The sequence below is a fragment of the Neobacillus sp. DFD-2R genome (assembly GCF_057747865.1).
Genome location: NZ_CM173228.1, coordinates 2,576,271 through 2,590,011 on the forward strand (window position 1 = coordinate 2,576,271; position 13,741 = coordinate 2,590,011).

The 13,741-nt window shown below is 39.1% G+C and carries 13 protein-coding genes and 1 riboswitch; of the genes, 8 read left to right on the top strand and 5 right to left on the bottom strand.

What is annotated here, in order from left to right; genetic code table 11:
* Window positions 1–95: 95 nt before the first annotated feature.
* A riboswitch (purine riboswitch) is annotated at window positions 96–197 on the bottom strand.
* Window positions 198–407: 210 nt separating this feature from the next.
* Window positions 408–1,406, top strand: coding sequence for an NAD(P)H-dependent flavin oxidoreductase (locus AC3ANV_RS12885; protein WP_488313968.1), 999 nt, complete (start codon window positions 408–410; stop codon window positions 1,404–1,406).
* Between the two features lie 204 nt (window positions 1,407–1,610).
* Here AC3ANV_RS12885 and AC3ANV_RS12890 read toward each other — a convergent pair whose 3' ends face one another.
* Window positions 1,611–1,892 (bottom strand): hypothetical protein, encoded by a 282-nt coding sequence (locus AC3ANV_RS12890; RefSeq protein ID WP_488313969.1) that lies wholly within the window; start codon window positions 1,890–1,892, stop codon window positions 1,611–1,613.
* A 341-nt stretch (window positions 1,893–2,233) separates the two neighbouring features.
* Here AC3ANV_RS12890 and AC3ANV_RS12895 point away from each other — a divergent pair, with 341 nt between their 5' ends.
* The 3 genes from AC3ANV_RS12895 (at window position 2,234) to AC3ANV_RS12905 (ending at window position 5,882) form a co-directional block, all read left to right on the top strand.
* Entirely contained in the window at window positions 2,234–3,424 is a 1,191-nt protein-coding gene (locus tag AC3ANV_RS12895; protein WP_488313970.1) for a glycine C-acetyltransferase, read from the top strand.
* Window positions 3,425–3,462: 38 nt separating this feature from the next.
* Window positions 3,463–4,407, top strand: a complete 945-nt coding sequence (locus AC3ANV_RS12900; RefSeq protein ID WP_488313971.1) for an L-threonine 3-dehydrogenase — start codon at window positions 3,463–3,465, stop codon at window positions 4,405–4,407.
* A 287-nt stretch (window positions 4,408–4,694) separates the two neighbouring features.
* Window positions 4,695–5,882 (top strand): MFS transporter, encoded by a 1,188-nt coding sequence (locus tag AC3ANV_RS12905; protein WP_488313972.1) that lies wholly within the window; start codon window positions 4,695–4,697, stop codon window positions 5,880–5,882.
* Window positions 5,883–6,098: 216 nt separating this feature from the next.
* Here AC3ANV_RS12905 and selD read toward each other — a convergent pair whose 3' ends face one another.
* Window positions 6,099–7,151, bottom strand: a complete 1,053-nt coding sequence (gene selD / locus AC3ANV_RS12910; protein WP_488313973.1) for a selenide, water dikinase SelD — start codon at window positions 7,149–7,151, stop codon at window positions 6,099–6,101.
* 143 nt (window positions 7,152–7,294) lie between these two features.
* Here selD and AC3ANV_RS12915 point away from each other — a divergent pair, with 143 nt between their 5' ends.
* Window positions 7,295–7,534, top strand: a complete 240-nt coding sequence (locus AC3ANV_RS12915) for an Rdx family protein (RefSeq protein WP_488313974.1) — start codon at window positions 7,295–7,297, stop codon at window positions 7,532–7,534.
* 95 nt (window positions 7,535–7,629) lie between these two features.
* Here the strand turns inward: AC3ANV_RS12915 and AC3ANV_RS12920 are convergent, their stop codons facing one another.
* The gene (locus tag AC3ANV_RS12920; RefSeq protein ID WP_488313975.1) at window positions 7,630–8,019 is read right to left on the bottom strand and encodes an Hsp20/alpha crystallin family protein; all 390 of its coding nucleotides are present in this window, start codon (window positions 8,017–8,019) and stop codon (window positions 7,630–7,632) included.
* Between the two features lie 96 nt (window positions 8,020–8,115).
* On the opposite strand from AC3ANV_RS12920, the gene selA reads away from it, so the two are divergent.
* Window positions 8,116–9,534, top strand: coding sequence for an L-seryl-tRNA(Sec) selenium transferase (gene selA, locus AC3ANV_RS12925; protein ID WP_488314206.1), 1,419 nt, complete (start codon window positions 8,116–8,118; stop codon window positions 9,532–9,534).
* A 176-nt stretch (window positions 9,535–9,710) separates the two neighbouring features.
* Here selA and AC3ANV_RS12930 read toward each other — a convergent pair whose 3' ends face one another.
* Window positions 9,711–9,848, bottom strand: a complete 138-nt coding sequence (locus AC3ANV_RS12930) for a small acid-soluble spore protein P (protein WP_307409505.1) — start codon at window positions 9,846–9,848, stop codon at window positions 9,711–9,713.
* Between the two features lie 115 nt (window positions 9,849–9,963).
* On the opposite strand from AC3ANV_RS12930, the gene AC3ANV_RS12935 reads away from it, so the two are divergent.
* A complete protein-coding gene (locus AC3ANV_RS12935; protein WP_488313976.1) occupies window positions 9,964–10,233 on the top strand; it encodes a hypothetical protein in 270 nt (89 codons plus the stop codon).
* Between the two features lie 105 nt (window positions 10,234–10,338).
* Here AC3ANV_RS12935 and sspO read toward each other — a convergent pair whose 3' ends face one another.
* Entirely contained in the window at window positions 10,339–10,488 is a 150-nt protein-coding gene (gene sspO / locus AC3ANV_RS12940) for a small acid-soluble spore protein SspO (RefSeq protein WP_488313977.1), read from the bottom strand.
* Between the two features lie 329 nt (window positions 10,489–10,817).
* Here sspO and acnA point away from each other — a divergent pair, with 329 nt between their 5' ends.
* Complete coding sequence (gene acnA / locus AC3ANV_RS12945) at window positions 10,818–13,526, top strand: aconitate hydratase AcnA (protein WP_488313978.1); 2,709 nt, start codon at window positions 10,818–10,820, stop codon at window positions 13,524–13,526.
* Window positions 13,527–13,741: the final 215 nt, after the last annotated feature.

Genomic DNA, 13,741 nt, shown 5'->3' on the forward strand with positions numbered 1-13,741 from the left:
AAGACATTCCTCACGTCAAAAATTGAGTGAGGTAATGACCTTTGGGCTTTTTTGTCCGAAAGGAATAAAAAGAAGTACGCCGGAAAAATGCAGCGTTATTCTCATTACCCACTCATAGTCAGATTGTTTACGGCAATCCGGTAGAAACTTGCAGGCCATATCCCTGCGATTATATGAGTGAAACCTTATGAATTTATTCACATTATAGCATGGTAAAAAGGGAATTCAACCCTTTTTTCATAAAAAAACGAATAATAATTTAAAAAATTTTTATATCGTTCGTGTTTTGGAAGCGTTTGAAAAGAATAGATTATTTGCGATTACTCAAAGATTGAATAACCATTCAGTTTAAGGTACTATTAAAGTGAAGTTCTTGTTCAGAAAATTCTAAAATAAGGGTGAGCTAAATGAAAAAAACGATTCCTGATCACTGGTGGAATCAATTGAAACTACCTGTGATTTCGGCGCCAATGTTCTTAGTTTCCGGTCCGGAGTTAGTAAAAAATTGTTGCTTAAATGGAGTAATCGGTTCATTTCCAGCCCCAAATGCCCGGCCAATTGAAGTACTTGACAGTTGGATGGGGCAATTAAATGAAGAGCTAGAAGCTGCCCGTTCAAAAGAACCAAATCAAAAAATAGCTCCTTGGGCAATGAATATGGTAGTTCATAGCTCTTACAGCCGCCTTCAGAACGAACTTGATTTGATCCAAAAGCATAAGCCGCAGCTCGTAATCACTTCATTAGGCAGTCCGAAACAAGTGGTAGAGATTGTTCATCAATATGGCGGTCTGGTCTTTTCCGATGTTAGCGATTTAAAATTTGCAAAGAAAGCTGCGGAAGCAGGAGTTGATGGCTTAATTTTAGTTGCCAGCGGTGCCGGTGGTCACGCAGGACAAATTAATGGCTTCGCTTTTGTCGATATGGTACGCACTTTCTGGGATGGCATTATTATACTTGCCGGCGCAATTTCAACAGGGAAAGGCATTTTAGCCGCCCAAGCAGCCGGTGCCGACCTTGCCTATATGGGTACAAGATTCATAGTTGCAACGGAAAGTATGGCTCATGACGACTATCGCAAAATGCTAGTAGAGGCCACACAGGAGGATATCATTCTTACGGATGCATTCTCCGGTGTAAAAGCAAATATGCTGAAGCCGAGTATCATCAATGCCGGTCTTGATCCGGATCAATTGGTGAAGAAAGACAAAGTAGATTTTGATCAAATGCAAAGGGGAGCTAGGACAAAAGCATGGCGCGATATTTGGTCCGCCGGTCATGGCGTCGGAGCTATTGATAGAATTGAAACAACAGCTGAAATTGTTGCCCGTTTAGAAATTGAGTACCGGGAAGCTTTACAATCTATTAATAGTAAAGCGGATAAGTTAAATTTGTTAAAAGTTAATTAAGCATTTGTATAACATGAAGTAGACAGGCATATATTTTTGAAAAGGCTTCCAATGTGAAGTAAGTTCGGAAAAAGCTCTTATTACTTCGGTTGCTCATTTAAACGGACATGTTACCGGAGTTATTGCCAACCAGCCAAACCTCACGGCTGAAGGGAATATAGAAAAATTTATACAAAAAACCTATCCAATGTCAGGATAGGTTTTTTATTTACTCTTCTTTTTAACAATATTGACAACCTTATAACCAGGCTTTAATTTTACCTTTTTTGTTCCATTGTTTGTTTCCACTTTATATAAAGTGAATTTGCGAGGTTGATGCTCAAGCAAATCGATTTTTTTTATCGTTTCTTTACGAAAATGCTTATAGATTTTACGCTCTTGTTTTTCCTTTTTCTCTCCATATAAAAAATCGTAAGCGAAAATAAACAAGTATACAAAAACGCCGCCTATAATGACCGTATATAACAGGGAATACAAAAATGACACGGTGCGACATCCTTTCTATTAATCCGATTAGTAATGAATCTATTATACCGTCTTTTTCCTTTTTGATAAGTTATTCTATTTTTGAAATTTTTCTGATAATACACCACGAAATCAATTTGAAAATATCCTTATTTTAATTTGGTTATTCTAATAAAGGCAGAAAAAATTTTTTCAACTTATGTCCTCTAGGTATGAACAATTTTCAAAAAATGTGATAAAGTATAATACAGAAATCCTTTTGAAATGGTAATTAACAAGGATTTATATGTCCGCTCACAACGGACAATTGTTTTCTAGATAGTGACACATTGAGGTTCACGATAAATGAGGGGGAATTGGATTTGTCTAGTCATATTTTAGAGCAATTTTTAAATGAAAACCTTGATACACTTAAAAGTAAAGGTCTTTATAATGTCATTGACCCGCTTGAAAGCCCGAATGGTCCTATGATCACCATTAATGGAAAAGAATTGGTCAATCTTTCTTCCAACAATTATCTAGGATTAGCAACCGATGAACGATTGAAAAAAGCTGCTACAGAAGCGATTGAAAAGTATGGCGTTGGCGCAGGTGCTGTTCGTACCATCAATGGAACATTAAAACTCCATGTTGAATTAGAAGAAAAATTAGCTGAATTTAAGCATACTGAAGCAGCTATTGCTTACCAATCCGGCTTTAATTGTAATATGGCGGCAATTTCCGCTGTTATGGACAAAAATGATGCCATTTTATCGGACGAATTAAACCATGCATCGATCATCGATGGCTGCCGCCTTTCAAAAGCAAAAATTATCCGAGTAAATCATTCCGATATGGAAGATCTACGTGCAAAAGCTAAAGAAGCTAAGGAATCCGGTCAATATAATAAAATCATGGTGATTACCGACGGTGTGTTCTCAATGGATGGGGACGTTGCTTTATTACCGGAGATCGTAAAAATTGCTGAGGAATTCGATCTGATTACATATGTAGACGATGCCCATGGCTCAGGGGTTCTCGGCGATGGTGCAGGGACTGTTAAGCATTTTGGTCTATCCGATAAAATTGATTTCCAAATTGGTACCTTATCAAAGGCTATTGGTGTTGTTGGCGGTTATGTTGCCGGGAAAAAGAACTTAATTGACTGGTTGAAAGTTCGCAGCCGTCCGTTCTTATTTTCCACTTCTCTTACACCTGCAGACGTAGCAGCAAGTAAAAAATCAATTGAAATTTTAATGGAAAGCACGGAACTTAACCAAAAACTCTGGGAAAATGGCAATTACCTTAAAAAGGGCTTAAAAGAATTAGGCTTCAATATTGGTAACAGTGAAACACCAATCACTCCTTGTATTATTGGTGACGAAACCCTAACACAAAAATTTAGCAAACGTTTAAATGAAGAAGGCGTTTATGCAAAGGCAATTGTTTTCCCGACTGTTCCACAAGGTACCGGGCGCGTACGCAATATGCCAACAGCTGCCCATACAAAAGAGATGCTGGATAAAGCCATTTCTATATACGAAAAAGTCGGCAAGGAAATGGGCATTATCTAAGAATAGAAAAAAGCAAACATGTAGAGGACGGAGAAGAAATGAAACGGATTTTAATTACTGGAGCATTGGGGCAAATTGGATCTGAACTAACAATGAAATTGCGGGAAACGTACGGTTCTGATAATGTCATTGCAACTGATATTAAAATGAATGATAGTGATGCAGCAACAAGCGGCCCTTTTGAAATTGTTAATGTTACTGATGTAAAAAATATGATAGAAGTCGCAAAAAAATATAAGGTTGATACAGTAATGCATTTAGCTGCATTGTTATCAGCAACTGCGGAGGCAAAGCCCGTTTTTGCCTGGAATTTAAATATGGGCGGTTTGATGAATGCGCTTGAAACCGCAAGAGAGCTTAATGCCCAATTTTTCACGCCAAGCTCCATCGGTGCTTTTGGGCCAACAACACCAAAAGATCATACACCACAGGATACGATTATGCGTCCAACCACTATGTACGGAGTAAATAAGGTAGCAGGCGAGTTATTATCCGATTACTATTTCCAAAAGTTTGGTGTCGACACACGCGGCTTACGTTTCCCGGGGTTAATTTCATACGTAGCTCTTCCAGGTGGCGGAACAACGGACTATGCAGTAGAAATCTACTATGAAGCAGTTAAAAATGGCAAATATACCTCCTATATTGATAAAGGCACTTACATGGACATGATGTATATGCCTGATGCTTTGAATGCAATCGTTGATCTAATGGAAGCAGACCCGGCTAAATTAATTCACAGGAATGCTTTCAATGTAACAGCAATGAGCTTTGATCCGGAAGAAATTGCTGCCGAAATCGCCAAGCAAATTCCAGGCTTTGAAATGACTTACGATGTGGACCCTGTCCGCCAGCAAATTGCTGATAGCTGGCCAAATTCAATTGATGCTACTGCAGCAAAAGAAGAGTGGGGCTTTAAAACAGAGTATACTCTAGCTAAAATGACGAAGGACATGATTAAAAAATTACAGCATAAACTATAAGTGAGTGAATCCCGGACCGGAATTGGGTTCGGGAATTTTTTATCTTTTAGGAAACTATAAAATAATTTGGTTTGGATAACTTGAAAAAGTATCTGAATCCAGCTCCAGCGCCTTTTGTTCTTCCGGATTTTTTAAGTGCAGCGCCCACTTAATTGCAATTTGTCGATATCTCGGTTGAAATTAGTTGATATCCGTTTGAAATTTGTTGATATAGTTAAAAAATTGGGGATTTCCCTTTCAAATTTGTAGATATATAAAAGTAAAGATCAAAAACAAGGGGTGATACAATGGATTCTCCTGCAGGAATGTCTAAAAAAAGCTTATTTAGATTGAATCCTGTTATTCTTGTACTGGGGTTTGTCAGTTTGTTTACAGACCTTTCAAGTAATATGATCATTCCGATTCTGCCACTCTATCTAACGACAGTTTTACATGTATCAGTGGGCTCAATCGGTATCATTGAAGGTATAGCAGAGAGTACAGCTAGCATTTTAAAATTATTTTCCGGCTGGATCACGGACCGCCTTGGGAAATATAAACTTCTTATGTTAATTGGCTACGGTCTTTCCAATTTAACAAAGCCATTTTTCGCATTAAGTGCTTCTTGGAGCCAAGTTCTAATCATTCGTTTTTCCGACAGATTTGGTAAAGGAATAAGGACCTCACCCCGTGATGTACTTGTTGCAAATTCCACATCGAAAGAGGAACGCGGCAAAGCCTTTGGGTTTCGCCGGGCCATGGATGCCCTTGGTGCAGCTCTTGGTCCACTAACTGCTTTTGGAATACTTGCGGTTTACCAAGGAAATTACCGGCTTGTTTTTTGGTTGTCAGTGGTTCCAGGGGTCCTTGCTGTTTTGCTCATCATCTTTTTTTTAAAAGAAAAGAATCGAAGCGAAACTATCCTTCAGGCAAGCCTTCCGAAACTCGGCTTTAAAAATTTAAATCGCCGCTTTATTTTATTTTCAGTAATAGCTACTCTGTTTACAATCGGCAATTTTTCTGACGCCTTTTTAGCTTTAAGGGCACAGAACATTGGGATGGGCCCCGCTCTTATTCCACTTGCATTTTTTGCACTTAATCTAAGCAGCAGTCTCTTTTCGATGCCTATCGGGGTGTTATCAGATCGGATTGGCCGCCGTCCTGTCCTCATTTCAGGATTTTTTATTTTTGCAGCCATTTATTTTGGATTCGGAATTACCAACACCATCTCATGGATGTGGGTTTTATTTGTTTTATATGGCCTTTATTATGCTTTTACAGAAGGGATTCAAAAAGCTTATATTGCTGATATTGTCGATGAGAGGCAAAGGGGAATCGCAATGGGAACCTTCAATGCCATGACTGGGCTGGCGGCATTGCCGGCGAGCATTTTAGCAGGATTATTATGGCAGACATACGGCCCATTAGCAGCATTTAGTACCAGCAGTGTGATTGCAGTCATCGCCGCATTATTAATGATCATCTTGAGAGTTTAGTGTGATTTTTAAACTAAGGCTATTTTCGCAAAGATTGTTGTTTTTCGTATAAGTTTATCAACCCGTATAATTAAAAGCTTCGTGGCATCTTTTCGTATGAACATTTGCGAAAATTGCCTGGAAACTTAGTAAATGAACTTTATTAAGCTTCAAAAGCAACAAAGTTTACGAAAAGAGCCTAAACTAAAAAAACAGCGAAGGAACCATGCTTCGCTGTTATCTATTTACATAAATAAGCTTATCTTTTTTTACCGTTACCAATCCAATAATCGATGCATGGACTAATCCACTGCTTTTGAGTTCATCAATACATTTGTTCGCATCCTCTTCACTTAAAGAAACAAGAAGACCACCTGAGGTAATAGCATCACATAGGACTAGTTGTTCTTCAGGAAGGATATCCTCGTAACTGACATCATCACTTAACCATGTATGATTGGATTTTGATCCCCCTGGAACAACGCCGCTTCTTGCTAATTCGATGGCTCCTTCAAGGTAAGGTACTTGTGAGAACGATATTTCAAAACTAACATTACTGCCACGTGCCATTTCACTGCTATGGCCTAAAAGTCCAAAGCCGGTAACGTCCGTAACCGCATGAGGGTCAAAGCCCGTTAAAATCTCTGCAGCTGTTTTATTCAGCATAGCCATTGTTTCTGTTACGATTTGTTCCTGCTGCGATGTTACGGCGTTTCTTTTTATCCCGGTCGTCAAAATGCCGACCCCGATTGGCTTTGTCAACACAAGAACATCACCCGGCATAGCACCAACATTTTTCCAAACCTTTTTTGGGTGTACAATACCCGTGACAGAAAGGCCGAACTTTGGTTCTTGATCATCAATTGAATGACCACCGACTGTAATCGCACCGGCTTCTTTCACTTTATCTGCGGCACCGCGGAGTATGTCAGAAAGCATGTCAGCACCAAGCTTTTTAATCGGGTAACCGACAATGTTCATTACGGTTTTAGGTACACCGCCCATTGCGTAAACGTCACTTAAGGCATTTGCTGCCGCAATTTGTCCAAACATATATGGATCATCCACGATAGGTGTGAAATAATCTAACGTCTGTATTAGCGCTATAGAGTCAGTAAGGCGATACACACCGGCATCATCAGATGTTTCATGACCAACCAGCAATTCCGGTACAGGGTCTTGTTTTGGTAATAAGCGCAAAACTTGCGCCAGGTCCTCAGGACCGATCTTGCAGCCTCAACCAGCTTTAGTTGATAAAGAGGTTAGGCGAATTTTTTCTTGTTCACTCATCAGGTCCACCTCCATTTTTTTAGTATAACTCTTTCATTTTAAAACCGCACTAATAGAGGCGGAACATTTGCGGAAGAATAGGGAATGTTTTAAAATTAATTTGCTTTAACACTATAGATAGATTGTTTTTAGGAGGTCAAAAAATGAAAAAATACCATGTGAATGTCGAATTTTGCATGCAATGAAACTATGCACCGAAAGCCGCGAGTTTCGCGGAAGAACTGTTTAACCATTTTTTCCGAAACATTGAAAAAATGGAACTAATCCCTAGTTCCGGTGGAGCTTTTGAAGTAACCGTCAATGGGGTAAAGATTTACTCGAAACTGGATACAGGTATTTTTCCTGATACTGATGAAATAATTAAAAAAATGGAGTCCATTTAAAAAGAAGCCTCATTTCTGTAAAAGAAATGAGGTGTTTTATTGTCAATAATAAAATTATGTAAACTCTATATAAAAAAATTAAGTCTTGTAAAGACTTAAGGAAGGGCAATATATCGATTTTTTCCGGATTCCAATTCTGTCTTTGAAATTTGAACCTCTAAAATCCCATTTGTAAATACTGCAGTAACTTTCTGTTTATTGATCTGAAAAGGGAAGTCAATTACACGACTGCGTTTTTGATTTTTGGGAGAGGAATGTTTTAAAGCTGAAATAATTAGCCTTTTGTCTTCTATAAAAACCGTAATTTCCGATGATTCAAAATCACTTAAAATGGCTTCGACAATCCATTCCTTCTCCGTCTCGTACAAATCGATTCGAAATTGGGTCTGGTCAAAGTATGAAGTCAGTGGGTCAAGGAAATAATTCTTTAGCCACATTTCTACCTGGTCATAATCAACATAATGCTCATCCTTCTTAGGCTTCATTTTCAACCCTCCCTTGCTTGTTTATTTTATTCAAACAGTTTGAAAACGTGAAAAATGATATAATGGGACAAGATAGAATATAAAGGAGTTTTTATGGTGAAAGAATGGCTGCGCTCAATTCCGGCTGTCCATGAACTGCAAAATCATGGCAAGTTTATCACTCTCCTTGAAGAGAGTCACCTGGATATTACCCAATTAACCAAACTGTTAAAAGAAGTAATAGATCAGATAAGAAATTCAATCATAACCGATAACTGGTCAGGTGCCAGACCAGGAACAAACCTGTTTATGGAAGATGTATTTGGAATACTTGAGGGCAAGATGCAGCAGCAATTTTCCTATACATTGGAAAAAGTAATCAATGCGACCGGCACTATTTTACATACAAATCTGGGAAGGGCAAGATTAAGCGATCATGCGATTGAGCATGTTGTTGAAACCGCTCGCAATTATTCAAATCTTGAATACAATCTCCTAGAAGGTGAACGCGGCTCTAGACACAGCCATGTAGAAGCACTCCTTAAAGAAATAACGGGTGCAGAAGCCGCTATGGTGGTAAACAATAATGCTGCAGCTGTTTATCTTGTTTTAAGAGCACTCGCTGAAAATAAAGAAGTTATCGTTTCAAGAGGACAGCTTGTTGAAATCGGTGGTTCTTTTCGCATTTCGTCCATCATGGAGGAGAGCGGTGCAAAACTAGTGGAAGTAGGGACAACGAATAAGACCCACCTTTATGATTATGAAAAAGCAGTGACTTCTGAAACGGCAATTGTTATGAAGGTACATACAAGTAATTTTAAAGTTGTTGGTTTTACGAAGACAGTAGAGACATCAGATTTAGTTACTTTTACCAAAGGGTTGAAAGATGTTATTTTTTATGAAGACCTTGGAAGCGGCGCACTGTTTGACTTTAGAAAACATGGTATTGGGGATGAACCGGTTGTAAAAGAGGTAATTGAGATGGGTGTGGATCTTGTTACCTTTAGTGGAGATAAGCTTCTTGGCGGTCCACAGGCTGGAATTATCGCTGGAAAAAAAGAAATCATTGATCGCTTAAAAAAACATCAGCTAGCCAGAGTTGTTCGGGTTGATAAAATGACCTTAGCGGCCCTTGAGGGAACATTAATTGATTATGCAAAGGGAGAAAAAGGGCTTCGAAATATCCCGACAATTCGTGATCTTCTTGTTTCTGTTAATGAAATAGACGATAGATCCCAATTTTTTGTTACAAACTTATTACAACAGACAAGAAATTATCAGTCAAAAATCTTGCGGTCTACAAGTCAGGTAGGTGGCGGAACAATGCCGGATGTCGAGTTGCCAACGATGGTTGTTGCGTTAAAACATCGGACTTTGACTGCTGAACAACTTGGAAGAAAGCTGCGAACAGGTTCCAAACCTGCAATAATTGCCCGGATCCAAAAAGATGAAGTTCTTATTGATTTAAGGACGGTTTCAACAGAAGAAGAACAGTTATTGATTGAAGCATTGGTTAAGGTAAAGGCTGACTTATAAGAGTCAGCCTTTTTTTATAAGAATATGCCGGTATAACGGTACTTCATACCTTGAGGATAAGCTCGCGGGATAAATTATAAATCTCGCGGGATTATGAGAAAATTCTGCGGGGTTATGCCTGAATTTCTCGGTAATTATGATGAAATCCCCGAAATAAACCAGAAGTACTTTTCTACTTACATATCATGGTGCGAATTATGTTTTGCGCGGGTATGCTGGCGATTCTTCACCTTGTGAGACCCGCTCATTGGTTCCGGCTGACCTGATTGCTTCGGAGCATTTTTACGCATATCTTTCCCATCGTTTTTGTTCATTTTCATCCCTCCTAATGGATAGGATGCAGCGTTGCTGTATATTTATGTACTGAATATTTTCTGCAATTTAAGTGCAATTTAAGTTGTAACAAAATGAAGGAGTGAGATTAGAGACATGCAAAAATATCCTTATCATAAGGACAAACAACAGGCTTTCCAAGCAGCACAGCAAGGATATGAAAATGCCCAAGGGCTTTTTTTTGACATTGTCAGCGATAGCGCCAGTTATGGCCATCAGTTGAAGCATTTAAAGGATGAAGTGAATGAAGCCTACCAGCAAATTGCAAATGCAATGGAAGTAGCATCAGAACATCAAAAGGCTCAATTAGAGCGCTTTCAGCAGGATTTGCAAGGTATGGTTTCTGAAGTAAACCATACCGAATAAAAACTTCAAACCATAGATAAAAAGCGGGGAGAACCCGCTTTTTTTATTGTCTAGCTCCAGTGCTCAGCGGCTAGTGTACTTCGCTAAACGGGCGCTTCCGTTTTCTTATTGATTTTTCTTCCGTTTTTTGTTGTTCATTCTTTCTTTAACTGTTAACGGTTCATTCGCCATTTCTTCATTAAAGCCGGCGCCCATTCCTTGGGCTTTGGCTGCATTTGCACCTGGTATCACATGGTTTGCTTTTTGTTTCGACAATCCATTCACCTCCTAATACAGTTAATATTTCCTCTTTAGCTTGAAAAATGACAAAGAAAAGTTTTTTTGACATAATAATAAGGAAAACAACGAATTCCCACTAATGAAATTGATGTAAGGCACTCATGTATTTTCAAAATATTTCGAACAATTTCTATTAAAAACATAAGTAAAACTTATCATTCACAATAACTTTCTTGTTATTTACTTATGTTGAAGGTTGTATTAATATTGGAATTGTGAGAAAAGTAAGAGTGGATGGGAATATTCAAACTTTTCGACTTTTCATTTATTTTGGTTAATTATGACGAATGAGGGGGTTTTTACACATGGTAAAAAATGATGTATTTAATGCACATTCTTCGTTTGATGTAAACGGCAAACGCTACCATTATTATCGTTTAAATGCACTTGAAGAGGCTGGTATTGGTAAAGTTTCTAAACTGCCATACTCTGTAAAAGTATTACTTGAATCCGTACTTCGCCAATTAGATGGCCGTGTAATCACAAAAGAGCATGTTGAAAACTTAGCAAAATGGGGAACTGATGAGCTTAAAGAAGTTGATGTACCATTCAAGCCATCTCGTGTAATCCTACAAGACTTTACAGGTGTTCCGGCAGTTGTTGACCTTGCTTCATTAAGAAAAGCAATGGCTGACCTCGGCGGGGATCCGGATAAAATCAATCCCGAGAAAACAGTAGACCTTGTTATCGACCACTCTGTACAGGTTGATGCTTATGGAACTGCTGATTCCTTAAGAGTCAACATGGATTTAGAATTTGAACGAAATGCTGAACGTTATCAGTTTTTGAGCTGGGCTCAAAAATCATTTAATAATTACCGTGCAGTACCGCCTGCAACAGGTATTGTTCATCAAGTTAACCTTGAGTACTTGGCAGATGTGGTTTACGTTGCTGAAAATGCTGACGGTGAACTTGAAGCATATCCTGATACATTAGTAGGTACCGACTCACATACAACTATGATCAACGGTCTTGGCGTACTTGGCTGGGGTGTAGGCGGTATCGAGGCAGAAGCTGGAATGCTTGGACAGCCATCATACTTCCCGGTTCCTGAGGTTGTTGGGGTTAAATTAACAGGTGAGCTTCCAAACGGTGCAACTGCAACAGACCTGGCTTTAAAAGTAACGCAAGTTCTTCGCGGCCAAGGTGTTGTTGGTAAATTCGTTGAATTCTTCGGCCCTGGTGTATCTGTTCTTCCACTTGCAGACCGTGCAACGATTGCAAACATGGCTCCTGAATATGGAGCAACTTGCGGATTCTTCCCGATTGATGGTGAATCAATTGAGTACATGCGTTTAACAGGCCGTGATGAAGAGCATATCAAGGTAGTTGAACAGTATTGCAAAGAAAACGGCTTATTCTTCGATCCTTCATTTGAGCCTGTTTATACTAATGTAGTAGAAATCGACTTATCTGTAATTGAGGCAAATCTTTCCGGTCCTAAACGTCCACAGGATTTGATTCCTCTTTCAAAAATGAAACAAGAATTCGTTAAAGCTGTTTCTGCTCCACAAGGAAACCAAGGCTTTGGCTTACAGGCTGACGAACTTGAAAAGTCCGCAACAGTTAAATTCAAAAACGGCGACGAAACTGCGATTAAAACTGGTGCGGTTGCAATTGCCTCTATCACAAGCTGTACGAACACTTCTAACCCATATGTTCTAGTGGGTGCCGGACTTGTTGCGAAAAAAGCTGTTGAATTAGGAATGGAAGTTCCGAAATTCGTTAAAACTTCTTTAGCACCTGGTTCAAAAGTAGTTACCGGATACCTTCGTGATTCAGGGTTGCTTCCATACCTTGAACAAATCGGCTTTAACCTTGTTGGCTACGGCTGTACAACATGTATCGGGAACTCCGGTCCATTAAAAGAAGAAATTGAAAAAACAATTGCGGAAAATGACCTATTAGTTACATCTGTTCTTTCAGGTAACCGTAACTTTGAAGGCCGTATCCATCCGCTTGTAAAAGCAAACTACCTTGCTTCACCGCCATTAGTTGTGGCATATGCACTTGCCGGAACTGTGAACATTGATTTCGCTAACGAAGCAATCGGTAAAGATAAAGATGGTAATGATGTATTCTTCAAGGATATTTGGCCATCAACTGCCGAAGTAAATGATGTTGTTAAACGTACTGTTACACCTGAACTATTCCGTAGAGAATATGAGAACGTGTTCGGTGACAATGAACGTTGGAACGAAATCAAAACAAGCAATGAGCCATTATATACTTGGGATGAAGATTCCACTTATATTGCAAATCCACCGTTCTTTGAGGGCTTATCACCGGAACCGGGTGAAGTTGAACCTATAACAGGACTACGTGTAGTTGGTAAGTTTGGAGACTCTGTAACAACAGACCATATTTCTCCAGCAGGAGCAATCGGTAAAAATACTCCGGCCGGAAAATACCTATTAGAAAAAGGCGTTCAGCCTCGTGACTTTAACTCTTACGGCTCCCGCCGCGGTAACCACGAAGTCATGATGCGCGGAACTTTTGCAAACATTCGTATTCGCAACCAAATCGCACCTGGTACAGAAGGCGGCTTCACTACTTATTGGCCAACAGGCGAAGTAACGTCAATCTACGATGCTTGCATGAAGTACAAAGAAAACGGCACTGGCCTCATTGTACTTGCCGGTAAAGATTACGGAATGGGCTCTTCACGTGACTGGGCTGCTAAAGGAACGAACCTTTTAGGCATTAAAACAGTTCTTGCTGAAAGCTTTGAACGTATCCACCGTTCAAACCTTGTATTAATGGGTGTTCTCCCACTTCAATTCAAAGAAGGCGAAAATGCTGAAACACTTGGTTTAACTGGTAAGGAAACAATTGATGTTCAAGTCGATGAAAATGTAAAACCACGTGACTTGCTAAAAGTTACAGCTACTGCTGAAGACGGTAGCAAGAAAGAATTTGAAGTTCTTGTTCGTTTCGACTCTGAAGTTGAAATTGATTACTATCGTCACGGCGGTATTCTTCAAATGGTATTACGTGAAAAATTACAAGCGTAATCTTTATATTGAAAAACACCATGCGGATTTGCATGGTGTTTTTTTGAAAATAATTGACAATCTAAGCTTGTTTTCAATAAAATAGAATTAATAAACGAAAAGGAATGATAAAAAGGCATGAAGTTATAATCTTATTTTTCATCTCATTATTCGAATTATCGAAAATAATGAACCTGAAGAATAGGATTCGTCTGTCCTTTTTATGTCCTGATCGT